The organism is Aurantiacibacter hainanensis, assembly GCF_036321025.1.
In the GTDB taxonomy this organism is placed as follows: Bacteria; Pseudomonadota; Alphaproteobacteria; order Sphingomonadales; family Sphingomonadaceae; genus Alteraurantiacibacter; species Alteraurantiacibacter hainanensis.
Map to the genome: position 1 here is coordinate 1101172 of NZ_JAZAPB010000001.1, position 25551 is coordinate 1126722.

32 protein-coding genes and 1 tRNA gene are annotated in these 25551 nt (G+C 64.3%); 11 read left to right on the forward strand and 22 right to left on the reverse strand.

Annotated elements, in window-relative coordinates; translation table 11 throughout:
* Positions 1 to 44: 44 nt before the first annotated feature.
* The 5 genes from AAA989_RS05505 to AAA989_RS05525 form a co-directional block, all read right to left on the reverse strand.
* On the reverse strand, positions 45 to 1991 hold the full coding sequence (locus tag AAA989_RS05505) for a glycosyltransferase (RefSeq protein WP_338241707.1): 1947 nt from the start codon (positions 1989 to 1991) through the stop codon (positions 45 to 47).
* Positions 1992 to 2023: 32 nt separating this feature from the next.
* The gene (locus tag AAA989_RS05510) at positions 2024 to 4477 is read right to left on the reverse strand and encodes a hypothetical protein (RefSeq protein WP_338241708.1); all 2454 of its coding nucleotides are present in this window, start codon (positions 4475 to 4477) and stop codon (positions 2024 to 2026) included.
* Between the two features lie 16 nt (positions 4478 to 4493).
* Positions 4494 to 5783, reverse strand: coding sequence for a nucleotide sugar dehydrogenase (locus tag AAA989_RS05515; RefSeq protein WP_338241709.1), 1290 nt, complete (start codon positions 5781 to 5783; stop codon positions 4494 to 4496).
* Between the two features lie 120 nt (positions 5784 to 5903).
* On the reverse strand, positions 5904 to 7040 hold the full coding sequence (locus AAA989_RS05520) for a glycosyltransferase family 4 protein (protein WP_338241710.1): 1137 nt from the start codon (positions 7038 to 7040) through the stop codon (positions 5904 to 5906).
* A 76-nt stretch (positions 7041 to 7116) separates the two neighbouring features.
* A tRNA-Gly gene (locus tag AAA989_RS05525) sits at positions 7117 to 7191 on the reverse strand.
* Positions 7192 to 7390: 199 nt separating this feature from the next.
* On the opposite strand from AAA989_RS05525, the gene AAA989_RS05530 reads away from it, so the two are divergent.
* Together AAA989_RS05530 and AAA989_RS05535 are read left to right on the forward strand one after the other, a co-directional pair.
* Complete coding sequence (locus tag AAA989_RS05530) at positions 7391 to 8314, forward strand: tetratricopeptide repeat protein (RefSeq protein WP_338242186.1); 924 nt, start codon at positions 7391 to 7393, stop codon at positions 8312 to 8314.
* Positions 8311 to 8922, forward strand: a complete 612-nt coding sequence (locus tag AAA989_RS05535; protein ID WP_338241711.1) for an LON peptidase substrate-binding domain-containing protein — start codon at positions 8311 to 8313, stop codon at positions 8920 to 8922. The genes AAA989_RS05530 and AAA989_RS05535 overlap by 4 nt, the downstream gene beginning before the upstream one ends.
* Positions 8923 to 9156: 234 nt before the next feature.
* Here AAA989_RS05535 and AAA989_RS05540 read toward each other — a convergent pair whose 3' ends face one another.
* The 4 genes from AAA989_RS05540 to argB form a co-directional block, all read right to left on the reverse strand.
* Complete coding sequence (locus AAA989_RS05540) at positions 9157 to 9777, reverse strand: MarC family protein (RefSeq protein ID WP_338241713.1); 621 nt, start codon at positions 9775 to 9777, stop codon at positions 9157 to 9159.
* Positions 9778 to 9780: 3 nt separating this feature from the next.
* The gene (locus tag AAA989_RS05545) at positions 9781 to 10539 is read right to left on the reverse strand and encodes a hypothetical protein (protein WP_338241714.1); all 759 of its coding nucleotides are present in this window, start codon (positions 10537 to 10539) and stop codon (positions 9781 to 9783) included.
* A 55-nt stretch (positions 10540 to 10594) separates the two neighbouring features.
* Entirely contained in the window at positions 10595 to 10873 is a 279-nt protein-coding gene (locus AAA989_RS05550; RefSeq protein ID WP_338241716.1) for a YggT family protein, read from the reverse strand.
* 82 nt (positions 10874 to 10955) lie between these two features.
* Positions 10956 to 11849 (reverse strand): acetylglutamate kinase, encoded by an 894-nt coding sequence (gene argB / locus AAA989_RS05555; RefSeq protein WP_338241717.1) that lies wholly within the window; start codon positions 11847 to 11849, stop codon positions 10956 to 10958.
* Positions 11850 to 11923: 74 nt separating this feature from the next.
* Here argB and ppk2 point away from each other — a divergent pair, with 74 nt between their 5' ends.
* Together ppk2 and AAA989_RS05565 are read left to right on the forward strand one after the other, a co-directional pair.
* Positions 11924 to 12706, forward strand: a complete 783-nt coding sequence (gene ppk2, locus AAA989_RS05560; protein ID WP_338241718.1) for a polyphosphate kinase 2 — start codon at positions 11924 to 11926, stop codon at positions 12704 to 12706.
* Positions 12707 to 12849: 143 nt separating this feature from the next.
* Positions 12850 to 13335, forward strand: a complete 486-nt coding sequence (locus tag AAA989_RS05565) for a thermonuclease family protein (RefSeq protein ID WP_338241719.1) — start codon at positions 12850 to 12852, stop codon at positions 13333 to 13335.
* Between the two features lie 3 nt (positions 13336 to 13338).
* On the opposite strand, the gene AAA989_RS05570 is transcribed toward AAA989_RS05565, so the two are convergent.
* A complete protein-coding gene (locus AAA989_RS05570) occupies positions 13339 to 13629 on the reverse strand; it encodes a hypothetical protein (RefSeq protein WP_338241720.1) in 291 nt (96 codons plus the stop codon).
* Between the two features lie 161 nt (positions 13630 to 13790).
* Between AAA989_RS05570 and AAA989_RS05575 the strand changes: the two genes are divergently transcribed.
* Positions 13791 to 13937: a hypothetical protein gene (locus AAA989_RS05575; RefSeq protein WP_338241722.1), complete on the forward strand. Its 147-nt coding sequence runs from the start codon at positions 13791 to 13793 to the stop codon at positions 13935 to 13937.
* Here the strand turns inward: AAA989_RS05575 and nhaA are convergent.
* The 4 genes from nhaA to AAA989_RS05595 all read right to left on the reverse strand — a co-directional run bounded on the left by nhaA (position 13934) and on the right by AAA989_RS05595 (position 16252).
* Positions 13934 to 15154, reverse strand: a complete 1221-nt coding sequence (gene nhaA, locus AAA989_RS05580; RefSeq protein WP_338241724.1) for a Na+/H+ antiporter NhaA — start codon at positions 15152 to 15154, stop codon at positions 13934 to 13936. The genes AAA989_RS05575 and nhaA overlap by 4 nt on opposite strands.
* Before the next feature lie 109 nt (positions 15155 to 15263).
* Positions 15264 to 15437, reverse strand: coding sequence for a DUF465 domain-containing protein (locus AAA989_RS05585; RefSeq protein WP_338241726.1), 174 nt, complete (start codon positions 15435 to 15437; stop codon positions 15264 to 15266).
* A gap of 268 nt (positions 15438 to 15705) precedes the next feature.
* Complete coding sequence (locus AAA989_RS05590) at positions 15706 to 15903, reverse strand: hypothetical protein (RefSeq protein WP_338241727.1); 198 nt, start codon at positions 15901 to 15903, stop codon at positions 15706 to 15708.
* A gap of 73 nt (positions 15904 to 15976) precedes the next feature.
* A complete protein-coding gene (locus tag AAA989_RS05595; protein WP_338241730.1) occupies positions 15977 to 16252 on the reverse strand; it encodes a hypothetical protein in 276 nt (91 codons plus the stop codon).
* A gap of 140 nt (positions 16253 to 16392) precedes the next feature.
* Here AAA989_RS05595 and AAA989_RS05600 point away from each other — a divergent pair, with 140 nt between their 5' ends.
* The gene (locus AAA989_RS05600) at positions 16393 to 17052 is read left to right on the forward strand and encodes a hypothetical protein (protein ID WP_338241732.1); all 660 of its coding nucleotides are present in this window, start codon (positions 16393 to 16395) and stop codon (positions 17050 to 17052) included.
* A 7-nt stretch (positions 17053 to 17059) separates the two neighbouring features.
* Here AAA989_RS05600 and AAA989_RS05605 read toward each other — a convergent pair whose 3' ends face one another.
* Positions 17060 to 17317, reverse strand: coding sequence for an HP1242/YdcH family protein (locus AAA989_RS05605; RefSeq protein WP_338241733.1), 258 nt, complete (start codon positions 17315 to 17317; stop codon positions 17060 to 17062).
* Between the two features lie 337 nt (positions 17318 to 17654).
* Positions 17655 to 18731 (reverse strand): ribonucleotide-diphosphate reductase subunit beta, encoded by a 1077-nt coding sequence (locus AAA989_RS05610; protein WP_338241734.1) that lies wholly within the window; start codon positions 18729 to 18731, stop codon positions 17655 to 17657.
* A 190-nt stretch (positions 18732 to 18921) separates the two neighbouring features.
* On the opposite strand from AAA989_RS05610, the gene AAA989_RS05615 reads away from it, so the two are divergent.
* Positions 18922 to 19131: a hypothetical protein gene (locus AAA989_RS05615; protein ID WP_338241735.1), complete on the forward strand. Its 210-nt coding sequence runs from the start codon at positions 18922 to 18924 to the stop codon at positions 19129 to 19131.
* 38 nt (positions 19132 to 19169) lie between these two features.
* Positions 19170 to 19490, forward strand: a complete 321-nt coding sequence (locus AAA989_RS05620) for a hypothetical protein (RefSeq protein WP_338241736.1) — start codon at positions 19170 to 19172, stop codon at positions 19488 to 19490.
* Positions 19491 to 19517: 27 nt separating this feature from the next.
* On the opposite strand, the gene AAA989_RS05625 is transcribed toward AAA989_RS05620, so the two are convergent.
* Positions 19518 to 19820: a hypothetical protein gene (locus AAA989_RS05625; protein ID WP_338241737.1), complete on the reverse strand. Its 303-nt coding sequence runs from the start codon at positions 19818 to 19820 to the stop codon at positions 19518 to 19520.
* Positions 19821 to 19998: 178 nt separating this feature from the next.
* Between AAA989_RS05625 and AAA989_RS05630 the strand changes: the two genes are divergently transcribed.
* Complete coding sequence (locus tag AAA989_RS05630; RefSeq protein ID WP_338241738.1) at positions 19999 to 20850, forward strand: arylamine N-acetyltransferase family protein; 852 nt, start codon at positions 19999 to 20001, stop codon at positions 20848 to 20850.
* A 26-nt stretch (positions 20851 to 20876) separates the two neighbouring features.
* Here AAA989_RS05630 and AAA989_RS05635 read toward each other — a convergent pair whose 3' ends face one another.
* From AAA989_RS05635 to AAA989_RS05650, 4 genes are all read right to left on the reverse strand, one after another.
* The gene (locus tag AAA989_RS05635; RefSeq protein ID WP_338241739.1) at positions 20877 to 21173 is read right to left on the reverse strand and encodes a hypothetical protein; all 297 of its coding nucleotides are present in this window, start codon (positions 21171 to 21173) and stop codon (positions 20877 to 20879) included.
* Between the two features lie 92 nt (positions 21174 to 21265).
* The gene (locus AAA989_RS05640; protein ID WP_338241740.1) at positions 21266 to 21541 is read right to left on the reverse strand and encodes a hypothetical protein; all 276 of its coding nucleotides are present in this window, start codon (positions 21539 to 21541) and stop codon (positions 21266 to 21268) included.
* Positions 21542 to 21563: 22 nt separating this feature from the next.
* On the reverse strand, positions 21564 to 21848 hold the full coding sequence (locus AAA989_RS05645; RefSeq protein WP_338241741.1) for a hypothetical protein: 285 nt from the start codon (positions 21846 to 21848) through the stop codon (positions 21564 to 21566).
* A 7-nt stretch (positions 21849 to 21855) separates the two neighbouring features.
* Entirely contained in the window at positions 21856 to 23889 is a 2034-nt protein-coding gene (locus AAA989_RS05650) for a ribonucleoside-diphosphate reductase subunit alpha (protein WP_338241742.1), read from the reverse strand.
* Between the two features lie 563 nt (positions 23890 to 24452).
* Here AAA989_RS05650 and AAA989_RS05655 point away from each other — a divergent pair.
* Entirely contained in the window at positions 24453 to 24671 is a 219-nt protein-coding gene (locus AAA989_RS05655; protein WP_338241743.1) for a hypothetical protein, read from the forward strand.
* An 80-nt stretch (positions 24672 to 24751) separates the two neighbouring features.
* Here AAA989_RS05655 and AAA989_RS05660 read toward each other — a convergent pair whose 3' ends face one another.
* The gene (locus AAA989_RS05660) at positions 24752 to 25027 is read right to left on the reverse strand and encodes a hypothetical protein (protein ID WP_338241744.1); all 276 of its coding nucleotides are present in this window, start codon (positions 25025 to 25027) and stop codon (positions 24752 to 24754) included.
* 212 nt (positions 25028 to 25239) lie between these two features.
* On the opposite strand from AAA989_RS05660, the gene AAA989_RS05665 reads away from it, so the two are divergent.
* A complete protein-coding gene (locus tag AAA989_RS05665) occupies positions 25240 to 25539 on the forward strand; it encodes a DUF1330 domain-containing protein (protein ID WP_338241745.1) in 300 nt (99 codons plus the stop codon).
* Positions 25540 to 25551 lie beyond the last annotated feature (12 nt).

Below are 25551 nucleotides of genomic sequence, written 5' to 3' on the forward strand. Positions count from 1 at the left end.
GCAATGCTTCTCAAAAAGGTGCGAACCCGGAGTTCCGGCCCGGCTCAAGCCTGGCAGAGCCGGAGAAAGGTTCGCAAGGATTGTTCGTCGGAAAACCTCTGCCCGACGAAATCGCGTGCCGCCTGGCTGGCGTTCGGATCGTTGCGGAATCGCGTGGCGAGTTCGTACGTCTTCTCGACCGCGACCGTGAGGTCGGGCTCGAGGATATCGTCGAGGATGTATCCCGTGTTGCCCTCGATGAAGCATTCCGACGACCCGCCCGTGGGCGTGGCGACGACGGGCAGCCCGGCAGCCTGCGCTTCGATCAGCACGTTGGGCAGACCCTCAAACCGCGACAGCAACAGCTTCACGTCCATCTTCTCGTACCAGAAGCCTACGCTGCGCGTGCGGCCCACCAGCAGGAACCTGTCCTTCAGGCCGAGTGCGGCGATCTGCTCTTCCAGCCGGTCGCGCATACGGCCATCGCCCAGGAGGATGTAGCGGGAATTGGGGTAGCGCGCATGGTACCGCGCCGCGAGCTTGATCCACAGGCCGGGCTGCTTCAGCGGTTCCAGCCGGAACACGCCGCCAAGCGTCGTGTCGGCCCCGATCGTCCTTTCCTCGAACTCCAGCCACTTCTTCTCGTCACACTCTTCGGTGTTCGTGTGATAGGCGGTTACCGCGTTGTAGAGGATTTCGACGCTGTCTTCCGGCAGGCCCAGCCACCCGGCATATTCGTCCGCCACGAGCTTGCTGTTGCACACGAGCGTGACGCCGGGAATCTTCGCCATGCCCTTGAACAGCACTTCGTATTCCGGCTGCGCGCGTTCCTTGCGCACGCTGGGCGGAAGTCCGCGGAAGACGAGCTGGATCTTCGGCACGCCTGCAAACAGGGCCGCCAGTCCGCCATACAGCGTCGCGCCGTCCTGCCATACGCTGGCGACATCGAAGTTCTTGTTGCGATAGTAGGGCGCCAGCCGCGTCACACCGTAGTGGATCTGCGGGGGCAGCATCGCGAACAGCAGCTTGGAATCCTCGTCGAGATCGACCTGGCGGGCTGCCGCAACCGGCATCATCGCTTCGATCTCGACAACCTCGATCTCGTCGGCCTGCAGTTCTGGCAGGAAGAAGTCGTTCGGCTTCACCTCGTTGAGGAGCAGGGTCTTCACGATGACGCTGACCGTGTGCAGGTCGCCATGTTCGGACTTCAGCAGGCGCGCCAGGCGCGACAGCTGCCGCTCCGCCCCGCCGGCTCCCAGGCCCCCGGTCACGAGGGCGACTTTGTAGGCATCCCCGATCTCGCGCGGTTCGCGGTTCTCGTACTTGCGCAGCAGGCATTCCAGCGAGAGGATGCGGCAATCCAGCCCGGCAAGATCGCGATCGGGCGCCAGCCTGCGCAGGCAATCGACCTTGCGCTGCCAGTCCTTTATCGCCTTGGCGTGGCGTTCGTCCTCGCAGACCGCTTCAAGCACGGGTTCCACCGTATCGAGCGCGTCGGCGAGCCTGCCGACCTTGGCCAGCCGGATGGCATACTGGATGCGGGCCCGGTCGTCTTCGGGCTCGGCTTCGATCAGGTCCGCGAAAAGCGCGTGGGATTCATCGGTGAAGCCGATCGCTTCGAGGATTCCCGCCCGCTTCATCAGTATCGGGCGTTCCTCGGAATCCGCCGGGTAATGGCGGTCGGTCACGGCCAGCGCGTCCTCCTTGCGCCCGTGCTTGGCGTAGGAGTTGATGAGGTTGCGAACGACAATGTCGTTGCCCGGATCATCGTCATACAGCGATTGCCAGGCGTCCGCCGTTTCGCGGATCAGCTTGGCCTTGTCCTTGATCTGCAGGAGCAGGATCAGCGCCTCGTTGTCGTACTTCGCGACTTCCTCGAAGCGGCGCGCTTCCTCGGCGGCGATCTGCGATTTTCGCAGACTCGTGCAATCGGCCAGCAGGCTGGCCAGGATCTCCACGGTATCACCGTCGAGATCCGGCGTTTCTTGGGCTTCAAGCGCGAGATTTTTCATGAACTTCGCTCCGCTTCAATTCGGCGCATGGATCAGGCCGCCTTGCGAGCAAGCTTGGCCTGGCACTTGGCAATGTTGCGATCGACCTGAGACTTCCTCGCAGTCAGCGGTCGCATCGCCTCGAAATAGTGGATTGCCGTCTCGAACCGGCCAGCCTTCATCGCGCCCATGGCAGCGTGCTTGGCCCCGAATTCGTTTTCCGGGTCGATCTCGAACAGGCGCCTGCCCAGCTCGAGCTGCTTTTCGTATTGCGAGGCGTCGAGAACCCTGATCTGCTTCTTGAGCGCGGACGCGAGCTTGTACAACTCCTGATCGGCGCGCTCCCTTGCGCCGTCGATCTTCGCCATTTTCTCAAGCAGGTCGCGGGCGTCGTCGAAACGCCCCTCGGCCGTCAGTTCGCGCGCCTGGCGCACGGCCTTGCCGACGAGGCTGTTGAGCTTGCCGCGGGCGTCTTCACGTTCCTTGTCGGAGCTCTCCTCGTCCGCCGCGATCAGCAGCAACTGGTCTATCGCGACACCGTACCGTTCGGCGTAGATGGCGGCACGCGCGACGTTCCACGCCAGGCGGCTGTCGAAGTCCTGCTGGGCGATCTCCTGCAGCAGATGATCGACGGCGGCGTCGTGATTTTCGAGTGCGTAGTGCGTGCGTCCGACAAGAAGGTGCATCTGCCGGAATTCGACCAGCGCGCTGCGCGCGATCCGGTATGTCTCCAGCAGCGCCTCGTAGTCGCTTTCCTTGTAGGCCTCGCGCGCCTGGTGAAGCAGGATCCTGTCCAGCTCGCGCCGCGGCTGGCGGGCCCGTCGGTCCTCGACCAGGAACGCCGCGTTGAGCCGCTGGGCCGCATTGAACAGATCGCCGGCGTCCAGCGATTCCTGTCCTTCCTTGAGCCAGCGCGAACGCCTGTTGTCGATCCACTGGCGTACTGCCGCGGCCTCTTCCTCCACGAAGTTCTCCGGCGCGGGCTCCTCGCGGAAAACCAGCAGCTGCGCACCGATCGCGTGGAGATCCGCCGCGCAGCACTTGGCCGCAAGGTCGAGAGCCAGTTCGTCGGACATGTGCCGCGACTGGCGCAGCAGATAGAGCAGGCGGTCGGCCGAACGCTTTTCGATGGCCGCCTTCCAGAGCACCGCCAGCGCGTCCTCGTGCTGGGGATAGCGCTCGAGCACGAGGGCGACCCATTCGTCCTTCTTCTCGGCAGCCTTGGGTCCGCGATCGAGCAGATCGAGAACTTCGCTGGCCGCTTCCAGAGCCGCCTCGCCGCGGAAAAACAGGTGCTTCCACCGGGTGATGGCCGTTTCGGTCTGCCCTACGTCGGCGGCGGCGCGCGCCACGGTAGCGTAGATGAGCGGCGATTCGATCTCGTCGGCCAGCAGCGTTTCCCCGAATTCGAGGGCTTCCTGCGGATCGCCGACCTCGTAGAGCGAGACCAGCCAGGCTTCCTGGTCGCCGTCGGAGAGATTGCACTCCTTGCCGCGCTCCTCGAAGAAGGCCAGCGCCAGTTCGTAGCTGCCGAGGCGATAGTCGAGACGAGCCCGCTCGAGCTGCAATCCCAGGTTCTGCGGGTAATGGCGCGCGGCGTTGCGCAGGCTCCGCGATGCCCTGAACACGCGCCCTTCTTCCAGGTCGCGGTTGTAGCGCGACTGGCTGAAGCCGGCGATATCCTCGTCGTCGTTGTCCGCACGCGGGGAAATGCCGTAATAGTGCGCGTTCCAGTCGCGGAAAAGCGCGTCCGAGAACGTGTCCGTGAAGTGGGTAAGGTCGCGGCCCTCGCTCTTCAGCGCATCTTCCTGCTCGATACGCTGCATAAGGCCGGTCGGGTTGTAGCAGACGATGTCCAGCTCTTCGCATGCTGTCTCGACATCGGTGATATTGCGATGGCGCTTGGGCAGGCGCTTGCCGTTCTCGTCGAGCGCATCGACGTGCGTGGTGACAACCAGCTTCTCGCGGCCGACCAGATCGACGATATCGGACAGGGCCGACTTGATGTCGTCCTTCGTATCCATGACGATACGAACGTCCTTCACCAGCTCCTGCTCGGCTTCCGGCAGACGGGTGAACTGGGGCTGGGCCTCCAGCCATTCGTGCAGGGCTTTCGGCGACGACCTTTCCGCCAGTTCGGAAAACCGGTTTCTGCGCTCGACTTCGGAGAACAGATCCTCGAAACGGCGATAGAGGTAGTTGATCTGCACCGCCGTTCCATCGACGGTGATGCGCTTCGCTGAGGAAACCTCGACCAGGTAGTGATCGGGCTGCGAGGCGAGCGCGGACTTCAGCTGCGTTTCGATACCGTGGCGAAAGACCAGCGACCTGACCCGCTCGGGAATGTCGATCTTCCCATGCATGAAGCGCAACTGCTGCAGCGCTTCGTTGGCCGTGTGGGTAAAACCGTAATTCCGCGACTTTTCCAGAGCCACCATGTGGGTATTGCGCGCCCGCTTCAACGGAGTGTGGATACGGCAGGTACCGATGGGGCAGATAGTTGTCATAATGTCTTCTAGCGGATCACAACGACCAGTAATTGTAATTTTGTTCATAGTCCTGCGGAGACAGGATCGACTTCAGATCGACAAGCGCGCCGCCGTTCTTCAGGTTCTGTTCGATGAACGAACCGAGGTCGTTCATGAACACATCGTGCTGAACCGCAACGACAAGTGCATCGAGATCGCTCAGACCGTCTCGCGGCGAAAGGTCGAAGCCATATTCATGCTTTACCTCATCTGAATTCGCCAGGGGGTCGTAGGCGATTACTTCCAGACCGAAACTTTTCAGCAACTCGACCAGTTCCAGAACCTTGCTGTTGCGCACGTCCGGCACGTTTTCCTTGAACGTGACCCCCAGCACGCCGACGCGCGAGCCGCGGATGGGGAAGCCGCTGGACGCCAGCATCTGCAACATCTCGGTAGCGACGTAGCGCGGCATGGAATCGTTGATGCGGCGACCGGAGAGGATCACCTCGGGGTGATAGCCGAGCTCTTCCGCCTTCGACGTGAGGTAGTAGGGATCGACGCCGATACAGTGACCGCCGACCAGGCCCGGCCTGAAAGGAAGGAAATTCCACTTGGTGCCGGCCGCATCCAGCACTTCGGAAGTGCGAATGCCGGCCTTCCGGCAGATCCGGGCCAGTTCGTTCATCAGGGCGATGTTGATGTCGCGCTGGGTGTTCTCGAGGACCTTGGCGGCCTCGGCGACCTTGATCGACGTCGCCTTGTGGGTGCCCGCCTCGATGATGGTGCCGTAGAGTTCGGCCATCGCCTCGGTCGTCTCGGCATCCTCGCCGGAAACCACCTTCACGATCTTCTCGACCGGGTGCTGCTTGTCGCCCGGATTGATCCGCTCGGGGCTGTAGGCGATCTTGAAATCCTTGCCGGGTGCAAGGCCCGATTCCGCGGCCAGGATCGGCGCACAGATGTCTTCCGTGGCACCGGGAAACACGGTGGATTCAAATACCACCGTGGTGCCGCGCTTCATGTTGGCGCCCACGGTGCGGCAGGCGCTTTCCAGGATCGAAAGGTCGGGCCGGCGCTGCTTGTCGACCGGGGTCGGCACGGCAACGATTACCACGTCGCACTCCCCGATGACCGCCGGATCAGACGACAGGCGCAGCGTGCTTGCCTGCAGTTGCTCGCTCGTGAGTTCGCCCGTCCTGTCGAAACCGTCGCGCAGTTCGGCGATGCGCGCTTCGGATACGTCGAAACCGACGACATTTTCGATCTTCCGGGAGAAGGAATGGGCCAGCGGCAAACCCACGTAGCCCAGGCCAACCACGCATAGATGCGCCTGATTGAAAGACAAAATCGATCCTTTGAATTGCTGCAAGATGGCTCAAGCGACTGGCTTGTCGCATCTAACGGTGCCCTCCTTGCCATCGGGCACCGGGTGCGCGCCTATAACACACTGGGAATTACCGTCAATTCAGGGGTGATCCGGACCTTTTTCGTTCATCAGGCGCAATTCCTTCTCCACCACAATGTCCATCGCCAGCGTCTCGCGAATACGCTGAGCCGCGGCGCGCGATTTCGACAGGAACAGTTGCGGGTCTTCCGCCATCGCGATCAGCCCGCGCGCCAGGTCCTCGTGATCCTCTGCCGGGGCCAACCAGGCGCAGGTCTGGTCGGCGAATTCGGGCACCGCGCCAACCGAATTCGTCACCGGAACCAGTCCCGAGGACATGGCCTCGTCGCGGGCGACGCCCTGCGCGTCGTTGCGCGTTGGACACAGGAAGATGCCCGCCGTCCGGTGCAGTTCGGCAATGCGCTGCTGGGTGATGAAGGTCTTCTCTAGATGGACGTTGGGAAAGTGGGCGATCGGCCCCGTCATCTCCTCGAACAGATGCCCGTCGCCGATGAAGCGGAAGCGAAACCGGTCGAACAGTTCATGGGATGCGATAAGCCGAATGGCCTTCGCCGACAGGTCGTTGGCATAGCGCCAGTCGCTGAACGGTCTGACGGTGAGAACCTCGAACCGGTCGCTTTCGACCTTGGGCTGGTGCCGGAACAGCTCGGTATCGACCGGACTGGGAAGCACGGTCCAGCGCGGGAGTTCGCGGCCGACGGCGCGAAAGGCCTCGTCGGCGGCAAACTGCGAAACGAAGACCAGGCGAAAATTGCCCGGCCAGCGAGTCGTCAGGTCCTGCCAGTAGGCGATGCGCCGATTGAACGTGTCACGCGCCTTGATCCAGCGTTCGCGGTTGTGCTCCTCGCGCTCGGTTACCTCGTAGAAGGGCATGATTTCCGCACCGTAGATCCAGCCGTGGACCGGGATTTCGGGCGGGACGCCTTCGATGACCTCGGCGAAATCGTCGCCTGGAGCGTGCAGCGCGACCGTATCGGGCCGCTCATGCCGAATCAGATCTGCTGCCTTCGCCGGTGTGAGCACCTGCACCCTCACCCCGTCGTATTCGTACGAATCGACGGGCGGGCGGTGGTGCCGCCAGATCACCGTCACCCGGTGGCCGAGCGCGCGATAGGCCAGCGCGCGGCGATGAACGAAGCCGTGGTTGTAAAGGCGTTCGGTCGATGGATAGCCGCGCGAGACGATGACGATGTGCATGCGCGCGTCGCTATCCGGCAAACGCCGGGGCATCAATGCCGTATGCCGGCATGAAAGACCGAGAATGTCGGGAAAATGGAGCGGGCGAGGCGATTCGAACGCCCGACCCCAACCTTGGCAAGGTTGTGCTCTACCCCTGAGCTACGCCCGCTCACTGACGTACCCGGAAACAGCCGTCCGGGTGGGGAGCGGGGCGGTTAGCACCAGTCCCCTGACCCCGCAAGGGCAAAATTGCCCTCGTCGCACAAAGCGTGGCGAAGGGCCGGATGCCCCTTCACATCGGGCACACAAACGCCACATTGTGCGGCAAGACATTACGCAAAAATCACAGGAGCAGAGACTTGGCGAGCATGGGCCTTAGCATGGAAGAACAAAAGGCAGTCGAACAGTTCCGCAAGGAAGTGGTCGACCCAAGCCAGACCAAGCTGGTCATTCTGGATTTCTGGGCCGAGTGGTGCGGACCGTGCAAGGCCCTGACCCCGGTGCTGGAAAAGGTTGCCGCCGAATACGCCGACAAGGGCGTGATCCTGGCAAAGATCAACGTGGACGAGCAGAAGTTCATCGCCAGCCAGTTCCAGGTGCAGTCGATCCCCACCGTCTACGCCATGTTCCAGGGCCAGCCCGTGGCCGACCTGACCCCCGCGCGCACCGAATCGCAACTTAAGCAGGCGCTGGACGAGATCCTAAAGCAGGTGCCCGTGCAGGCAGGCGCGTCTGACGGCCAGGGCGGCGAGGGACAGCAGGCGCCCGATATCGATCAGCTTGTGGCCATGGGCGAGAAGGTGCTGGCGGACGGCGACGCCGAGCGCGCAGCCTCTGTCTTCATGCAGCTGGCGCAGATGGCGCCTGACAAGGCCGAAGTGCATTCGGGACTGATCCGCGCGCTGGTGGCTGCCGGACAGGCGGACGCGGCGCAGCAGGCCTACGATGCCCTGCCCCAGGAGATGAAGGACGATCCGCTGGTTCAGCAGGCGCACAGCGCGCTGGAGCTTGCCGGCACGCAGGTGGATACGGGCGAACTCGACAGGCTGCGCAAGGCCGCCGCGGAGCGGCCCGCCGATACCGAGGCGCAGATCGCATTTGCCGAAGCCGCCTTCGCCGCCGGCGAGCGGGACGAGGCCGCCGAGGTGCTGCTCCGCTCCATCGAAGGCGGAGGGGAGGAAGGCAACGCCGAGGCGAAGGAAAAGCTTCTCAAGATGTTCGAGGCCGTGGGCATGGAAGACCCGTGGGTTTCCACCCAGCGCCGCAAGCTATCGCTGTTGCTGTTCGGATGAGCAGGAAGCTCTCGATCTTCCCGCTCACCGGAGCGATCCTGTTTCCCGGTCTGCAACTGCCGCTGCACATCTTCGAGCCGCGCTACCGTGCCATGATTGGTGATGCCCTGGCGCGCGATCGGCGCATCGGCATGATCCAGCCCGCAGACAGCGTCGAGAACGCGCCGCTCTACGATATCGGCTGCGTGGGCAAGATCGACGATGTCGAAACCAGCGAGGACGGACGCTACAACATCGTGCTGACCGGCGAGGCGCGCTTTCGCGTGCTGCGTGAACTGGAAGTCACCACGCCGTTCCGCCAGGTGGAGGCGGAGCTGATCGACGAGCCGAAGGAGGAATTCCTCACCCTGGGCGAACGCGCCAGCTTCGAACACGAATCGCGCAAGTTCGCCGACAGCCAGGGCTATGCCATCGACTGGGACTCGGTCGCCCGGCTGGACGATGTTTCGCTGATCAACGGCGTCTCCCAGATCGCACCGTTCGACGCCGCGGCCAAGCAGGCACTGCTGGAAGCGCCTAACCTTCGCGAGCGCTGCGACCTGCTGGTGCAGCTGATGGAATTCTTCGGCCGCGGCGATCCCGACGACGAGCACGTGACACTTCAGTAGTTTGTTTTCCGAAGCCGCCTCCGCGGCTTCGTCCTCGCTAGATGCGCAGCAAGCTGCGCCCGCTGCGGGCGGGCGGTCGCCCTTGCGGCCCGCTAGATGCGGACCGTTCCCAGTCCTTGTCCATGAATTTCGCACGGGACACGGGCGCGAAGCGACCGCAAGCGCGAATGCGCGCCCGAGCTAATGCGAGGAAAGCCAAGCAGCGCGGACGCGCTGCGCCCGGCGCTTGAGGGGCTAAAGCAAAAAGGCGCCCCGCAGCCCGTCGATCACGTACTGGGCCGCCAGCGCGGCCAGCAGCACGCCGAGCAAGCGAGTGATCACCGCTTCCACGCGGTCGCCGAGCAGCTTTATCAGCGGGCCTGCGGCAATCAGCGCGATCATCGTGAGCAGCAGCACGGAAACGAGCGCGCCCAGCACCACCAGCGAAGCCTCGAGGCCCTGCGCCTCGTTCATCAGCAGCATGATGGCGGCAATCGCTCCGGGTCCGGCCAGCATCGGCATGGCCATCGGAAACACCGAGACATCCTCGACATGTTCGCGCGTGGCGCGCTCGGCGCGTTCCTCGCGGCGCTGGGTGCGCTTCTCGAACACCATTTCCCAGGCGATCCAGAACAGCATCAGGCCGCCCGCGATGCGGAAGGAATCCAGCTCGATGTGCAGCGCGCTCAGCAGGTCCTGCCCGAACAGGGCGAAGACCAGCAGGATGATCAGCGCGATCAGGCTGGCGCGGATCGCCATGATGCGCCGTTCTGCCGGGGTCGCCCCCTTGGTCAGCCCGGCATAGATCGGCGCGCAGCCAGGCGGGTCGATCACCACGAACAGGGTGATGAAAGCGGAGATGAACAGCTGTTCCATCGTCTATTCGCCTGCCGGAATGGCGAGATCGACCACCTGCTGCCAGCCGCCGTCGCGCAGATACCAGGCGCGCACGGTGCGCGAGCCATCGGCTTGGAGGATGGACTGCCAGGTCAGGCTGGAATCCTCCGCCGTCGAGGCACTTGTGGCGACACCGGTGACCGCCAGCGGAAGCGCCGACTGGCCCGCATCGGGCTGGCATTCGGCGACGCGCCCGGTGATCGAGGACATGCCTTCCACGACGATCGCGTCTTCGGGCAAGTCCGCGTCCGGTTCGGGCACGGGCTGGGGATCGTCGGGCGTGCCGGTGTCGTAGATCCACTTGTAGCTGTTGTCGCGCTGCAGTTCCCACACCGTGACATAGTCGCCGACCACTCCGTTGGGGCGGACGAACCTGCCCAGGGTCACAGCCAGCGAGCCATCGCAGCTGGACCATACGTCGGTAGGTGCCCAGCGGATCGGTTCGGGCGGGTCTTCCAGCCCGGAAAGCAGTTCGCTCGCCGGAGCGAAGCCATCGGGCGCGTCCATCATGGCATCGTCGGCGGCATAGGCGCGAAAGGCCGTCCAATTGCCTTCCTCGCGCGCCATCTTGGCGAAGGCGAAGTCGGCGGCGGCCACGCGGCCCGGATCGCCGATGCTGCCCTGCCGTTCCAGGAACTGCGTCGCCGAACGGGATTCGCGCGATTGGCGGCGTTGTTCGGGGGTGGAACAGGCGGCCAGCGCGGCAACGGCGGCAAGGGCGATGGCGATGCGTGAGATCATGATCGCGCCCCTGCTCCCGCGCCTGCGCTTTGTCAAAGGTTGCGGCCCCGCCCGCCTAGATGGCGATATCGGTGAGAATGTAGATCACCGCGTTCAGCGCCAGAATCAGCACCAGCGGCGAGAAATCGATCGCGCCGGTGGCGGGCAGCAGGCGGCGGATCGGCTTCAGCAGCGGATCGAGCAGCGAGTTGATCGAGTTGTAGACCTGCACCAGGAATTCGTTGCGGCCGCTCACCACGTTGAAAGCGAACAGCAATCCGATGATGAACTGGATGATGACGAGGAAGATGATCGCTTGGGCAATCATCGAAAGGATCTGGATGAGGGCGACCACGCCTTTCTCCCGCTAAACTGTTATGGTCAGAAACTGTATCGCCTAGGTAATACAGGTCAAGAAATCCGCAAGCCTTCGCCGCCTATGCGCTCACCAGCGTGCCGGCGCCGCGGCTGGTGAAGAATTCCAGCAGCATCGCGTGCGGAACGCGCCCGTCGAGCACCACTGCGGCCTCGCATCCCGATTCCACCGCCTCCACGCAGGTCTGCAGCTTGGGTATCATGCCGCCGCTGATCGTGCCTTCCTCGCGCAAGCGGGCGATATCGGCGGGCTTGAGGTCGGTCAGCAACTTGCCATCCGCATCCAGCACGCCCGCCACGTCCGTCAGCAGGAACAGCCGCGCCGCGCCCAGGGCGGCGGCGATTGCGCCGGCCATGGTATCGGCATTGATGTTGTAGGTATGGCCCTCGATATCGGTGGCGATGGGGGCGATGATGGGGATCATGCCCGCACCGCTGGCGGTTTCCAGGATGGTGGTGTCCACTTCCTTGGGCTCTCCCACGAAGCCCAGGTCCACCACCTGCTCTATCTGGCTGTCCGGATCCTTCACGGTGCGCTTCACCTTCTCGGCCAGCACCATGCGCCCGTCCTTGCCGGAGATGCCGATGGCCTTGCCCCCCGCCTGCGTGATCCAGCCGACCAGTTCCTTGTTGATCGCGCCCGACAGCACCATTTCCGCGATCCGCGCGGTTTCCCTGTCGGTGACGCGCAGCCCGTCGACGAACTGGCTTTCCACGCCCAGCTTCTTCAGCATCGCGCCGATCTGCGGGCCGCCGCCGTGCACCACCACCGGGTTGATGCCGACCGCCTTCAGCAGCACGATATCCTCGGCAAAGTCTCGCGCGGCCTCAGGGTCGCCCATGGCGTGGCCCCCGTATTTCACCACGAAACTGCGTCCCGCGTAGCGCTGGAAATAGGGCAACGCCTCGATCAGCGTCTCGGCCTTGGCCAGCATCCTGTCGTTCGATTGGGTCATGTCGGGCGGTGACTTAGCCCGCGCGGGCCCTCGCGCCAATAGCCGCTTGCGAGGGCGACGCGCTGGTGGGACATATGCGAGCCATGAAACGCAAGCATTACGAGGAACTGCTCGAGCCGCTGGAGCACGAGCTGGTGGCCATGGCCCGCTGGGCACGCGCACAGGGCGAACGCATCTGCGTGCTGTTCGAAGGCCGCGACACGGCGGGCAAGGGCGGCACGATCAAGGCCATCAGCCAGCGCATCAATCCGCGCCAGTGCCGCGTCGTGGCCCTGCCCAAGCCGAGCGACGTCGAACGCACGCAGTGGTATTTCCAGCGCTACGTCCCGCACCTGCCCGCAGCCGGAGAAATCGTGCTGTTCGACCGCAGCTGGTACAACCGCGCCGGGGTCGAAAAGGTGATGGGTTTCGCCTCGCAGGAGCAAGTGGACACCTTCCTTCGCGAGGTGCCGACGTTCGAGAAGCTGCTGGTGGACGACGGCATACGCCTGTTCAAGTACTGGCTTTCGGCGAGCCAGGAGAAGCAGGAGGAACGTTTCGCAGAGCGGCTGGAAGACCCGCTGAAGCGCTGGAAGCTGTCACCCATCGATATCAAGGCGCGCACGCTCTATGCCGAATACAGCGCCGCGCGCGAGACCATGTTCGCCGCCACCCACACCGAACACGCCCCGTGGACGGTGGTGGATTTCAACGACCAGAAGCACGGTCGCCTCACCCTGATCCGCGACCTGCTGGACCGGTTGCCCGATACCCACGTTCCGCATGAGGAACTGGACTGGCCCGCGCTCGACCACGAGCCGCTGGACGAGGATTTCGAGCTTCTGAAGCCGATACCGCCTTACCCGATCGAGGATTAGTCGCCGCGATGGCTCGCCGCCGGGATAACGTGATCCGCTTTCGCAAGCCCCTTCGCGCGGCACCGCTCCGGCGCGTTCGGAACAGGCCGCGAAGCGGGTTGCGGCGAGGTCTATCGAGGCTGCCGGGACGCTTGCGGGTTGTCTTGCTGGGCGCAGGACTGCTGGTACTGGTGGCTTACGACATGTGGCGCGGGGGCGCCGCGGCGCACTGGACGTTTCTGCCCTGGGCCCCGCAGGCGAACGCGACGGACCGCGATGCCGCGTGGTTCGAGCTCTGCAACGGGCCTATCCGCTATACCTGTGTCGTGGACGGCGACACGATCTGGTATCGCGGCGAGAACATCCGCGTACTGGGCATCGATGCCCCCGAAGTCTCCGATCCCGAGTGTCCGCAGGAAGAGGAACTGGGCGAGCGGGCGACCCTTGCCCTGCGCGACCTGCTGAACGAAGGGCCGTTCTCGCTGGAAGACAGCTGGATGGAACCCGACGAGGACGCCTACGGACGCTCACTGCTGCGCATCACGCGGCAGGGAGAGGACCTGGGCGAACGATTGGTGCACCTCGGCCTCGCCGTGCGTTACCGCTCGGCCGGGCCGGGCTGGTGCTCGGCCAGCTACGGGCAAGGCTGACCCCTACTGCGGGGCGTCCTGCAACTGCTCCTCGCCCAGCGCGCCGGTTTCCTCGCTCTGGGGAACGTCCAGCACGACATCGCCTTCTTCGGCGGTCTCGTCCATCGGCTCGGCTTCAACCGGGTAATCGCTCAACGTGTCGTCACGGTCGATCGCGGCTTCCTGGGCCACGGCCTCGAGTGCCGCCTCGTCCTCTCCGCGCGTGGGGTTGAGGATGAAGATCACGGCGACCACCGCCAGCAGGGCGATCACGACCAGCCACAGCGTCTTGTTGTTCGAACTCTTGTTGGGCATCGAAAATTTTCTCCGTTCGCTACGTCAGACCAACAAGGCCGCAGGGCGCGGGTTCCGCAATCGGGCGCGAGAGGCGCCGGTTTAAGCGAATTCTAATCTTTCGCTGCCAGACACATGCGCAATTGTCCGGGCGGGATCCCGGTCGCAGACGGGAGGCGGACATGACCGCCAAGGGTACCGAAGCCGAAGCCTGGGACCGCCGCAAGGGCGAGGATCGCCGCAAGCAGCAGGTCGCGATCGACTTCCCCGATCGCCGTACTGGCGATCGCCGCAGCGGTGAAGACCGCCGCGCCTCGCCGCGCAGCTAGGCCATCGCCGCTTTCGCTTCCCCGGCCGCCGGCAGGGTCGCGCGCAGCAGCATATAGCCTGCCAGAGCAGCCACCAGCGAGCCGGAAAGCACGCCGATCTTTACCGCGTCCACCTGCGCCGGATCGGCGAAGGCCAGGTTGCCGATGAACAGGCTCATCGTGAAACCGATCGCGGCGAGCAGCGACAGGGCGTGAATCTGGCGCCAGCTCACACCTTCGGGCAGGCTGGCGAAGCCGGCTTTCACCGCCATCCAGGCAAACCCGACGATACCCAGCTGCTTGCCGATTAGCAGGCCCGCGGCGATTCCCAGCGGAAGCGGGGCTAGGAGTGTTTCCAGCCCCACGCCAGAAAGCGAGACTCCCGCATTGGCAAAGCCGAAGACGGGGATCACCAGGAAGGCGACGTAGGGGTGCAGGCCATGCTCCATCTTCTCGAGCGGAGTTTCGCCGTTGCGCCCGGCAATGGGCACGCACATGGCCGCCGCGACGCCCGCGAGCGTTGCATGCACGCCCGATTTCAGCACGAACACCCACAGCACCACGCCCAGCAGCACGTAGGGAATGCTTGAGGCGACCCTGGCCCGTCCGAACACGGCGAGCAGCACCAGGGTAACAGCCGCGCCAAGCAGCATGCCGAGGTCGGTTTCGGCAGTGTAGAACAGCGCGATGATGGTGATCGCGCCGATATCGTCGATCACCGCGATAGCCAGCAGCAGCGCCTTCAGCGCCACCGGCACGCGCGGGCCGAGCAGCGCGAGGATGCCTAATGCGAAGGCGATATCGGTGGCGGCGGGAATGGCCCAGCCGCCAAGGTTTTCCGGAGAGCCGAGGTTGAATGCGATGTAGATCAGGGCGGGCAGCGCCATGCCGCCGATCGCCGCCATCAGTGGCAGCGACGCCTTGTTCCAGCTGTTCAGCTGGCCGACCAGCGCCTCCCGCTTCACTTCCAGGCCAACCAGGAAGAAGAACACCGCCATCAGCCCGTCGTTGATCCACAGCAGCAGCGGCTTGTCGATCATGGCGGAACCGACGCCCGCCACCACCGGCACATCCAGCGCGGCGAAGTAGCCGGAAGCCAGCGGCGAGTTGGCGATGGCGAGTGCCAGAGCGGCGGCGGCGATCAGCACGATGCCGCCCGCGCTTTCCTTCTGCAGGAAGTCCCGCAGGGCCGGACCGAGCGCGTCGATCACGGGTTTCATGGGGTTGGCGGCGATCATGATGGCGTCTCCGGTGACTGGCCTGAGAAGTTGCGGGGGGCGTACCGGACGAAGGGGGAAGAGGAAAGACCTGCGTTCCCGGCCCGCCCCCCGCATGCCAGCCTGGGCGTCAGCTCCGCGCGGGAGCGGGCAATAGGCGGGCGAGCAGGTCCTTCACGCGCAGCTTGCGGCGCTTCAGCGCCATGACCTTGAACTGGTCGGGCGCGCGCCGGTTGACCTCGCGCCGCAGCGCGGTGTCGAGCTTCGCGTGAAGTTCGGTGAGCTTGTAGAAACGGGCCGTCATCCTTTGTCTCCTGTAAGAGAGGTTGCAAGGATCGGACGGCCGGTATCGTCTTTGCCGGGAGGGGTTTGTGGGGAGGGAGTGAAGGCCCCGTCAAACACGCACCGGCTGTCCGATGCGGTCCGACATCACGAGGGCAAATGAGCCATCGCCAGAGGGGCCCGGTCCGCACAGGAAATCTAGTGCGAACGGTTCGCGTTTCAAGCAGAATCGAACACGGGCTGGGCGAAAGCCGGTATGCCCCGCCCGCAGCCCGCCCGGACCCGCCTCGCTACTCGGCCCAGCCGCCGTCGTGGCCCTGCGGACCCCAGCCCTCGTCCGCCCCGGTCATCGACTCGCCAATCGGCGGGCCGGCCGGAGCGAGTTCGCTCGTCACCTGGCGGAATTCGTCGTTGCCCGCGCCGGGTGCCTTGTCGGGGTTGCACGCGGCTTCCATCAGCCCGTCGTGCATGCGGTGGCGACAGGCCATGCGTAAGCCCAGGCAGGCGGCGCGCGGGCACCAAAGCCCTTGCGCGCCGCCGGTGCCCTGGCCGGGGTGCCCCCTAGTCGATGGGGTCGGTCACGCCGTCGCCATCGACCTCGTCTCCCTCGACCTCCGCCTCGGCGATTTCCTCGTCGCTGGCCATGGTCATCTCGGTTTCGGGAATGTCGACCGGCACGCCTTTCTCCTCGGGATCGCGAGTGATCAGCTCGCCGCCCGACAGGTCTTCCGCGCCGACTTCGTACTCGACGTCCTCTTCCTCCGCGCCGCCGCAGGCCGCCAGGGCCAGCGCCGCGCCCAGCGGCAGGATGGATCTTGCAAGAGTGGTGATACGCATGAGTTCGGGTCTCCTTATCCCATTTCCCGTGGTCGATTGTGCAACCGCATGCGCCACCGTGGCAAGGGCGACGTTGGCGCGGATGCGAAAGGCGCAAGAATTAGGTGGCGGAGCCGGGCGGGCTTGGGCAGGGTCCGCGGATGCCGATCCCCTTCCGCCGCGCCGCCCCGGCCATCCTCGCCGCCGCCCTGCTTTCCGCCTGCGCCAGCATGGACAGACCGCCCACCCTGCCCGCTTCGCAGGAGGCATTCTGGGACAACCTGACGAGCCATTGCGGCAATGCGTATGAGGGCGGGCTGGCCAGCTCCGACGAGCGCGACGAGGATTTTGAAGGCCGCAGGATGCTGGCTCACTGGGCCGAATGCAGCGAGCGCCGCATCGCCATCGCCTTCCATGTCGAGGACGATAACGCCCCTGGCGGCTGGGACCGTAGCCGCACCTGGGTTGTGACGCGCAACGCGCCAAACGATTCAGGGGGCGGCCTGCGCCTGAAGCACGACCACCGCCACGCAGACGGCAGCGAGGACGCGGTGACGCAGTACGGCGGCGATACCCTGTCTGCCGGAACCGCGCGGGTGCAGGATTTCCCCGTGGATGCCTATTCCATCGCCATGTTCGAGCGCGAGGGGCTGGACGCATCGCTCACCAACGTATGGCGGATGGAAGTCGACCCGGCAGAACAGCCCGGCGCGCGCTTCGCCTACCAGCTGACCCGCCGCAACGATCCGACGCGGCTGTTCAGGGTGGAGTTCGACGCGGAGCACGCGGTGCCAGCGCCGCCCACGGCCTGGGGCTGGTGACACGCCGCTAGGCCGCCGCCGCGCGCGCCTTTTCCACGATGGCGGTGATCTCGTCGAGCAGGGCGAGGCGCCGCTTTTTCAGCTCTTCGGCATGGTCGTCGCTCACCACCTCGGCCTCGCTCTCGTGCCGATGCACAGCGCGGTTCACGTCGTGATACTCCTCCGCCAGCCGCGCATAGTGCGCATCCTGCGTCTTCAGCCGCGTGAGCAGGTCTGCATCGCGTTTGAAGATGGCGGTGAGTTCGTTCGGGGTATGCTGCGACATTGCCGGGTCCTTCCAAGGGGTGGTGTTGGAAGGAGGTTAGCGCGGGTTCGGAGGCGGGGCTTTGAGATGGGTCAAGTTAGAGCCCGCGGTTATCGCTCAAATGCCGCTGGCTGATATGCGCTACTTTTCGCTGCCACTACCTATATTGGCCTCCTAAAGCGGCTAGCAATATTGAGTGGAGGATGATCGAAATGAGCGCAAAGCCGAGTAGTCCTTCACGGACATTCGGCATGCGCCCACTCAGAAACTGCGAGCGAAAATAGCCGAACAGAGCTCCGGAAGCCGCGTAAAGAAGCAGCTTTAACGCCTCTGCCCCGGTGGCCTGTCCGGCAATCAACTACTCCGCAGCAACGCTCCCGGCAGCACCACCCTTGGGCGTAGTCTCACCGAACATGTCCGGACCTTCGTCCACCGCGTCTTCCTCGTTCGCGGCCTTGGCTTTCTGGCGCTTGTCGAAGCTGGACCACACGTCCTGCCAGTTGCCCTTGGTCGCGCCCTTGGAATATTCGGTCGCGCGGGTTTCGAAGAAGTTGGCGTGCTCCACGCCGTTCAGCAGCGGGGCCAGCCAGGGCAGCGGGTGGTCGTCCACCATGTAGATGGCGGGCAGGCCAAGCTGCGACAGGCGCCAGTCGGCGATGTAGCGGATGTACTTCTTGATCTCCTTCGCCGTCATGCCGGGCACGGGGCCCATCTCGAAGGCGAGATCGATGAAGGCGTCTTCCAGCCGCACCGTCTTCTGGCACATGTCCATGATGTCTTCCTTCACCGGCTTGGTGAGGCAGTCGCGCTCCTTGCAGAAGGCGTGGAACAGGCGGGTGATGCCCTCGCAGTGCAGCGATTCGTCGCGCACCGACCAGCTGACGATCTGGCCCATGCCCTTCATCTTGTTGAAGCGCGGGAAGTTCATCAGCATGGCGAAGCTGGCGAACAGCTGCAGCCCTTCGGTAAAGCCGCCGAACATGGCCAGCGTGCGGGCAATGTCCTCGTCGTTGTCGACGCCGAATTCCTGCAGGTAGTCGTGCTTGGCCGCCATCTCCTCGTATTCCAGGAACATGCCGTACTCGCTCTCGGGCATGCCGATGGTGTCGAGCAGGTGGGAATAGGCGGCGATGTGGATCGTCTCCATGTTGGAGAACGCGGCCAGCATCATCTTCACCTCGGTCGGCTTGAACACGCGGCCGTATTTCTCGTGGTAGCAATCCTGCACTTCCACGTCGGCCTGGGTGAAGAAGCGGAAGATCTGCGTGAGCAGGTTGCGCTCGTGATCGGTCAGGTTCTGCGCCCAGTCGCGGCAGTCCTCGCCCAGCGGCACTTCCTCGGGCATCCAGTGCACCTGCTGCTGCCGTTTCCAGAACTCGTAGGCCCACGGATATTCGAAGGGCTTGTAGGTCTTGCGGGCTTCGAGCAACGACATCTGGTATCTCCGGCTTTGCGTGCGAATGACCTACATAGGGAATCATTAACCCGATTCGATAGCAAGCCCGGACTTTGTGTCGTGGATAAATCGGGATTTGCCGCGCCATCCGGGCGACGAACGGCGGAACGGGCGCGCCCGCTCGCCCGTTGATACCTGTGAACGACATATTCCGTCACAGGAGGCCCCGATGGGCGAATACGAACCCCGCGATTCCCGCAACGTCACCCTGAAGCCGGGGAATGAGCCCGGCAACATCAAGCGCACCGGTCCGCAGGAGGATGAGGCACGCGACGAGGCCCGCAAGCGCGAGGCCGAAAAGGCGAAGGACGATGAAGACCAGCGCTCCGACGCCTCGCGCCGCTCGCAATACGACCCCGCCGAGCGGACCAGCGGCTGACCTGAACGACAGACACGAAAGAGAGTTCGAGACACATCATGACCCAGCAGACCGGAAACGACCGCTACGCGGGCACGACCCCAGCGCGCGAGACACAGGGCGTGCAGCGCCTCTATGACGGCGCGATCATGGAAGAGCCGAAGCAGACCGGCGCGCAGATGGACGACCAGACCCCGCGCGACGAGGATGACAGGCGCCGCGAACAGGCCGGCGCGCAGTCGGACCGCGGCTTCGGCTACGGCGCGGAAGGCGGCGAGGAAATGGCCGACGCGCCCGACGCCAGCGAACGCGGATACGGCGGCGCTACCGAAAAGCGCGAGGAAAAGATCGAGAAGGAGAAGCGCGGGAAGGACGACTGACGCGCGTCCTCTGGCGAGGCCTGTGGCCTAGTCCTTGCCCTGTCCGAAGTGGCGCGAGATTTCCAGCGCCACGAGAATGGGCGTAGCCCACAGCCAGGTGAGCAGGGCCGCCTCGCGCCAGCCGCCATTTTCCGGCAGCCGCATCGAGCAGCCGTAGATTTCCAGCAGGTTGGCGGGAGTACAGGTGCTGGGCCAGTAGGCCCCGGCATAGAGGTAGAACCCCAGTGCCAGCCACGCCACCTGCGACATGTACAGCACGAAGTACCGCGAGACATTGATCTCGCCGTATCCGTAGTGGATCGGGAAACGGTTCTGGCCACGCCCTTTCATGGTTTCGGCCTATATCGCGTGACTGGTTAACATTGTCTCACCAGCGGGCGGGAAGCCTCTTGCAGGGCCTCGTCTAAGTGCGCGTTTCCAATCGTTTGGCTCCGATTACGGCGATAAAGGCATGGCCGGTCGCCGCCGGCGCTTGCGCTGCCCCCGCCTTCGGGCGCATGGGATGGGGATGCACGGACCTGCCAGACTGAACGCTTACCTTTCGCGCATCGGCCTCGACCGGCCGCCCGGCGTGGATGCGGGCGGGCTGCAGGCAGTGCAGGCCGCGCACCGCCGCGCGATCCCGTTCGAAAACCTCGATATCCCGCTCGGCCGCGCGATCGCCTGCGACAGCGAGGCCGTGTTCGCCAAGCTGGTGACGTGGCGGCGCGGCGGATATTGCTTCGAGCAGAACCGCCTGCTGGCCGACATGCTGGGCGCGACAGGCTTTGCCGTCCGCATGCTGCTGGCGCGCGTGATGCTGGGCGACCCGCCCGACCACACGCCGCGCACCCATTGCCTGGTGCTGGTGGGCCTGGATGGAGAGCCGTGGATCGCGGACGCCGGTTTCGGCGGCTCCTACGCCCCGCCCATGCGGCTGGTCGACGGGGAGGAGGCCGTGTCCGGCGACGGCGCGCGCCACCGGCTGACCCGTATCGGTGCGCAGGGCGATCTTCCCGGCAGCTGGCTGTTGGAACGGATGGGGCCGATGCTTTCCACCGACGGGCGCGTGAAGAGCGACGATGGGTGGGAAGCGCAGTTCGCCTTCGACCTGGCGCAGGTTGCCGATGCCGACCTGGCGCTGGGCAACCACTGGACGAGCACTCATCCCACGGCGCGCTTCACCAACGTGACGGTAGCCAGCCTGTGCCTGCCCGATGGCTTTGCCAGCCTGGTGGATGGCCAGCTGACCGTCTGGCGCAAGGGGCACGAGACCCAGCGCCGCACGATCGAGACCGCCGAGGACTATCGCACCGTGCTGCAAGAGGTCTTCACCATCGCACTGGACGATAGCGAAGCCGCCGCCCTGCTGGGCCGCTAGCCGTGCCGGGCGAACACCTCGCCCATTCAGGCAGCGGCCAGGACAGCGTTGACCACGTATGCGGTCTCGATCACCTGCGGCGCATCGTCGTCCCTCGCCCAGACCCACACGGCGATGCTGGCGATCCAGCCGATGTTGAACAGGAAGAAGGCAGTCCAGACGGCCCCTCGTGAAGGGCCGCGCGGACCGGGGCCCGGCTCCAGGTCTGCTGTGCCGCGAAAGGTGCGGGCAACGGCGCGCAAGTTCAGCAGTAGCCAGACGCCGCTCAAAAGCGACATGACGGCGGAAAAGGCGATGATCGCTTGCGCGCTCCATAGCGGCATATCGGGCCTCCTCGGCGGTTCTCCCGCCCGGTCTCGCTTGTCAGTGGGTCAACAGGAAAGGCCCCCGCAAGGTTCCGAAACGAGCCGGACGTTCAGCCGCGCTTCTTCGATCCGAACACGCTGCCTCCGCCAAGCACGGTGATGCCGAGGAAGAAGCCGAAATCGTACCAGCCGCCCGAATTGGGCACGGCGTAGACCGCGATGTCGTCCGAAAACAGCGAGCCGATCCAGGCGAAGGGGAAGACGAACCCGTGCCAAAGGCCCCACCAGAAACCGGGCGCCGCGCCGTCGCGCACAACGCCCGCGTCGATCTGGCTCGCGCAGGCGGAGAGGGTGAGAAGCAGTGCAACGGCAATTATACGCTTCACGCTTCAGTCTCCTCGATTTTCCTCAGATCCACGGATTTCCCAATAGCCCGGCCTTCACGCAGCTATAGACCAAGAGACGGCCAGCGCCCAGCAAGGTGAACCACGCGCATCCGATGACCATGAGACCCTGCACGAAACGCCAGCCGGATTGCCACCACGAGGTCTCCGACCAGCCGCTATTCATCCATTTGACCGCTGGCATCATTACCGAGAGCAAAGCTGGAAATAGCAAAAGGCCCGCAAGCAAGAGGAAGACCCTCATCAACAATTGCTGACGGGGGCCTTCTTCAAGGAAAAGCGAAATCATCGGCTGGTCACTGACAGGCGAGACACTCGTCGTAGTCGGTCGTCGGCAGTTCGTACTTCGCCGGCTCGCCGGTGTTGTCCGCTTCCACGCCGCCGGCGAAACCGGCGCGCTGCACGGACTTGGAGCGCAGGTAGTAGAGCGACTTGATGCCCTTCTCCCATGCCTGGAAGTGCAGCATGGCAAGGTCCCACTTGTCGACATCGGCGGGGATGAACAGGTTCAGCGACTGCGCCTGGTCGATGAACGGCGCGCGGTCGGCTGCGAATTCGAGCAGCCAGCGCTGGTCGATCTCGAAGCTGGTCTTGAACGTGGCCTTTTCCTCCGGCGTCAGGAAGTCGAGGTGCTGGACGCTGCCGCCCTTCTCGAGGATCGAGTTCCATATCGTGGTCGAGTTCTTCGATTTCTTGTCGAGCAGCTTTTCCAGGTACGGGTTCTTCACCACGAAGCTGCCCGAGAGCGTCTTGTGGGTGTAGATGTTGGCCGGGATCGGCTCGATGCAGGCGCTGGTGCCGCCGCAGATGATGCTGATCGAGGCGGTCGGCGCGATCGCCATCTTGCAGCTGAACCGCTCCATCGCGCCCATTTCCTCGGCATCGGGGCACGGTCCGCGTTCCTTGGCCAGCATCATGCTTGCCTCGTTCGCCTTGGCGTTGATGTGCTTGAACATCTTCAGGTTCCACACCTTCGCCATCGGGCTTTCGAAGCCGATGTTCTTCGACTGCAGGAACGAGTGGAAACCCATCACGCCCATGCCGACGCTGCGTTCGCGCATGGCCGAGTACTTGGCGCGGGCCATCTCTTCGGGCGCGCGGTCGATATAGTCCTGCAGCACGTTGTCGAGGAAGCGCATCACGTCCTCGATGAAGGTCTTGTCGCCGTTCCACTCGTCCCACTTTTCCAGATTGAGCGAGGACAGGCAGCACACCGCCGTGCGATCGTTGCCGAGGTGGTCGACACCCGTGGGCAGGGTGATCTCGCTGCACAGGTTGGAGGTGGAGACCTTCAGGCCCAGGTCGCGGTGATGCTTGGGCATCATGCGGTTCACCGTGTCGGAGAACACGATGTAGGGCTCGCCCGTGGCGAGGCGGGTCTCGACCAGCTTCTGGAACAGGCTGCGCGCGTTCACCTTGCCGCGCACGCTGCCGTCCTTCGGCGATTTCAGCTCGAAGTCCTCGCCCGCGCGCACCGCTTCCATGAATTCGTCGGTCAGCAGCACGCCGTGGTGCAGGTTCAGCGCCTTGCGGTTGAAGTCGCCGCTGGGTTTGCGGATCTCGAGGAATTCCTCGATCTCCGGGTGGTGGATGTCGATGTAGCAGGCGGCAGAGCCGCGGCGCAGCGAGCCCTGGCTGATCGCCAGCGTCAGGCTGTCCATCACGCGCACGAAGGGAATGATGCCGCTGGTCTTGCCGTTCAGGCCCACCGGCTCCCCGATGCCGCGCACGTTGCCCCAGTAGGTGCCGATGCCGCCGCCCTTGGAAGCGAGCCACACGTTCTCGTTCCAGGTGCCGACGATGCCGTCGAGGCTGTCCGACACCGAGTTGAGATAGCACGAGATCGGCAGGCCGCGCCCGGTGCCGCCGTTCGAAAGGACGGGGGTGGCGGGCATGAACCACAGGTTGGAGATGTAGTCGTAGATCCGCTGCGCATGGGCCTCGTCGTCGGCGTAGGCATCGGCCACGCGGGCGAACAGGTCCTGGTAGCTTTCGCCCGGCAGCAGGTAGCGGTCGGTCAGCGTTTCCTTGCCGAACGCGGTCAGGTTGGCATCACGCTCGGGATCGGTCTGGATCGTGAAGCGACGCGGGTTCACCGTCTTGGAATCGCTCTGCGGCTTCAGCGCGGCCTTGGTCGCCTCCGCCAGGGCTTCCGCCGCGGCTTCGCTCACCAGATCTTCGCTACCCTTGTCGCTCTTTTCCATTTTCATCGCTTTCTCGTCGGAACGCTTTGCCTTGGCAGGTGCGGTCTGTGCACCGGCTGTCTCGACATCGCCCGCATTCTGTTCGTCCAGCCCCATCGCCGCGTCGTCTCCGTTCCGAAATTCCATCTGGCCCTGATCCCCGTTTCATTGGGGTCGGCGCATCACCCTGGATGCCCCCGCGCCCCGCTTTCGATCCGCATGGTCCGATTCGAAACCGACACGCTGCCAGCACCGCCCCGGACATGCATAGACGGGTCTGAACTTATCCCCGCCTGTCCCGTCGCAAGCTTGCCGGATGCCCCTTCCAGACCGACTCGGAACCCGTGGCGCGAGGCCTGTCGCGCTCATCCGTATATCTAGGTCTAGTAGGTCGGCCCGGCAAGGCGACCACCACCCCTTGTGAATCACCCGGGACTCGCACGCAAGAGTGTTAAGGCCGATTTACCGCCGCGATGAACCTGATCGAAGGGTGTATCGCGCTACCAACACGGCGCGACGCGTGGTCGATCCTCGACTCGCGCGGTGCGCAAGAGGCAAAATCATTCTGCGGAAAAAAGCTTTCAAGGTGCGACCGCACGAATCAAAAGAATCGGAATGGGCAATATTGCGTCGCGGGGCTCGGCCCATGTGTTTGCGATGCCGCCGGGATGTGGCACTACCGGTCGCGGAATAGTGAAGAGAGACAGATCATGATGACCATGCTCAAGGCGATACCGTTCGGCATCTTCCTGACCCTTATCGTGGCGCTGTTCGTGGGCTCGGGGGGCGCGACGGGGGGCATGCTGGCCATCTTCCCGTTCGACATCGTCGTGCCCGACACCGAGATCGACTTCACCCTGTTCTGGAGCTGGTCGCTGTTCCTGGCCGGAACCGGCCTCGCCTTTGCCATCCTGCTGATGATGGACTGACAGGCCGATGCAAAAAGGCCCCCGCCATTGGCGGAGGCCTTCTGTTGCCCGGCGGATATGCCGCCAAGTCGAAAGTCGAATTATTCCATTTCGTCGGCGCGCTCGTTCATCGCGTCGGCCGCTTCGTCACCGATGTCGTCGATTTCCTCGGCGCGCTCGTTCAGCATGTCTTCCTGGGCATCGGTCGGCGCTTCGTCAGCCATTTCCTCGAGCTGGCCGGCACGGTCGTCACCGACGTTTTCGATGGCATCAGCCTGCTCTTCGAGGGCGTCGCCGCGCTCTTCGACAGCGCTGTCTTCGCCGCAAGCGGCAAGCGCGAGAGCGGGGGCAGTGGCAATAAGAATCAGCTTCTTCATAACTATCTCCATCCTTCGTACGGCAGCACTCAGCCGCCGCTTTCTTCTTTACACATTGCTCCACCAACGGAGCCCCGCCGCGAAGGTTTCGAAAAAGGCTAAAAAAAGGCAGGAACCTTCGGGCTCGCCCCGGCGGACCCGCCCGTGAGTGCGAATTCGTGGACATCGAGCCTGTCCCGACGCATGCAGCGAGAAGACACGAGGAGGACGAAATGCCGGGCTACGTAATCGCGCACTACAGGATCACCGATGGCGATGGGATCGGCCAGTATGTCGATGCGGTCATGCCGATCCTGCAGAAGTATGGCGGGCAGCCGCTGGTGGTGGACGGCGCGAGCCAGGCGATGGAAGGGGCACCGCCGCACCAGACGGTGGTCGTCCGCTTCCCCTCGGTGAAACAGGCGCGCGCCTTCTACGATTCGGAGGAGTACCGCGCCGTCAGGCACCTGCGCACCGACCACTCCGATACCGGCAGCCTGGTGATCGTCGAGGGTGTCGAGGGACCGGACTGAGCGCCCCGCACC

Excerpts from the sequence above, each read along its gene's own strand:
- AAA989_RS05505 (WP_338241707.1), bottom strand. The coding sequence starts at position 1,991 with ATGAAAAATCTCGCGCTTGAAGCCCAAGAAACGCCGGATCTCGACGGT.
- AAA989_RS05510 (WP_338241708.1), bottom strand. The coding sequence starts at position 4,477 with ATGACAACTATCTGCCCCATCGGTACCTGCCGTATCCACACTCCGTTG.
- AAA989_RS05520 (WP_338241710.1), bottom strand. The coding sequence starts at position 7,040 with ATGCACATCGTCATCGTCTCGCGCGGCTATCCATCGACCGAACGCCTT.
- AAA989_RS05530 (WP_338242186.1), top strand. The coding sequence starts at position 7,391 with ATGGGCCTTAGCATGGAAGAACAAAAGGCAGTCGAACAGTTCCGCAAG.
- AAA989_RS05535 (WP_338241711.1), top strand. The coding sequence starts at position 8,311 with ATGAGCAGGAAGCTCTCGATCTTCCCGCTCACCGGAGCGATCCTGTTT.
- AAA989_RS05540 (WP_338241713.1), bottom strand. The coding sequence starts at position 9,777 with ATGGAACAGCTGTTCATCTCCGCTTTCATCACCCTGTTCGTGGTGATC.
- AAA989_RS05545 (WP_338241714.1), bottom strand. The coding sequence starts at position 10,539 with ATGATCTCACGCATCGCCATCGCCCTTGCCGCCGTTGCCGCGCTGGCC.
- argB (WP_338241717.1), bottom strand. The coding sequence starts at position 11,849 with ATGACCCAATCGAACGACAGGATGCTGGCCAAGGCCGAGACGCTGATC.
- ppk2 (WP_338241718.1), top strand. The coding sequence starts at position 11,924 with ATGCGAGCCATGAAACGCAAGCATTACGAGGAACTGCTCGAGCCGCTG.
- AAA989_RS05570 (WP_338241720.1), bottom strand. The coding sequence starts at position 13,629 with ATGCCCAACAAGAGTTCGAACAACAAGACGCTGTGGCTGGTCGTGATC.
- AAA989_RS05575 (WP_338241722.1), top strand. The coding sequence starts at position 13,791 with ATGACCGCCAAGGGTACCGAAGCCGAAGCCTGGGACCGCCGCAAGGGC.
- nhaA (WP_338241724.1), bottom strand. The coding sequence starts at position 15,154 with ATGATCGCCGCCAACCCCATGAAACCCGTGATCGACGCGCTCGGTCCG.
- AAA989_RS05585 (WP_338241726.1), bottom strand. The coding sequence starts at position 15,437 with ATGACGGCCCGTTTCTACAAGCTCACCGAACTTCACGCGAAGCTCGAC.
- AAA989_RS05590 (WP_338241727.1), bottom strand. The coding sequence starts at position 15,903 with ATGGCCTGTCGCCACCGCATGCACGACGGGCTGATGGAAGCCGCGTGC.
- AAA989_RS05595 (WP_338241730.1), bottom strand. The coding sequence starts at position 16,252 with ATGCGTATCACCACTCTTGCAAGATCCATCCTGCCGCTGGGCGCGGCG.
- AAA989_RS05600 (WP_338241732.1), top strand. The coding sequence starts at position 16,393 with ATGCCGATCCCCTTCCGCCGCGCCGCCCCGGCCATCCTCGCCGCCGCC.
- AAA989_RS05605 (WP_338241733.1), bottom strand. The coding sequence starts at position 17,317 with ATGTCGCAGCATACCCCGAACGAACTCACCGCCATCTTCAAACGCGAT.
- AAA989_RS05610 (WP_338241734.1), bottom strand. The coding sequence starts at position 18,731 with ATGTCGTTGCTCGAAGCCCGCAAGACCTACAAGCCCTTCGAATATCCG.
- AAA989_RS05615 (WP_338241735.1), top strand. The coding sequence starts at position 18,922 with ATGGGCGAATACGAACCCCGCGATTCCCGCAACGTCACCCTGAAGCCG.
- AAA989_RS05620 (WP_338241736.1), top strand. The coding sequence starts at position 19,170 with ATGACCCAGCAGACCGGAAACGACCGCTACGCGGGCACGACCCCAGCG.
- AAA989_RS05625 (WP_338241737.1), bottom strand. The coding sequence starts at position 19,820 with ATGAAAGGGCGTGGCCAGAACCGTTTCCCGATCCACTACGGATACGGC.
- AAA989_RS05630 (WP_338241738.1), top strand. The coding sequence starts at position 19,999 with ATGCACGGACCTGCCAGACTGAACGCTTACCTTTCGCGCATCGGCCTC.
- AAA989_RS05635 (WP_338241739.1), bottom strand. The coding sequence starts at position 21,173 with ATGCCGCTATGGAGCGCGCAAGCGATCATCGCCTTTTCCGCCGTCATG.
- AAA989_RS05645 (WP_338241741.1), bottom strand. The coding sequence starts at position 21,848 with ATGATTTCGCTTTTCCTTGAAGAAGGCCCCCGTCAGCAATTGTTGATG.
- AAA989_RS05650 (WP_338241742.1), bottom strand. The coding sequence starts at position 23,889 with ATGGAATTTCGGAACGGAGACGACGCGGCGATGGGGCTGGACGAACAG.
- AAA989_RS05655 (WP_338241743.1), top strand. The coding sequence starts at position 24,453 with ATGATGACCATGCTCAAGGCGATACCGTTCGGCATCTTCCTGACCCTT.
- AAA989_RS05660 (WP_338241744.1), bottom strand. The coding sequence starts at position 25,027 with ATGAAGAAGCTGATTCTTATTGCCACTGCCCCCGCTCTCGCGCTTGCC.
- AAA989_RS05665 (WP_338241745.1), top strand. The coding sequence starts at position 25,240 with ATGCCGGGCTACGTAATCGCGCACTACAGGATCACCGATGGCGATGGG.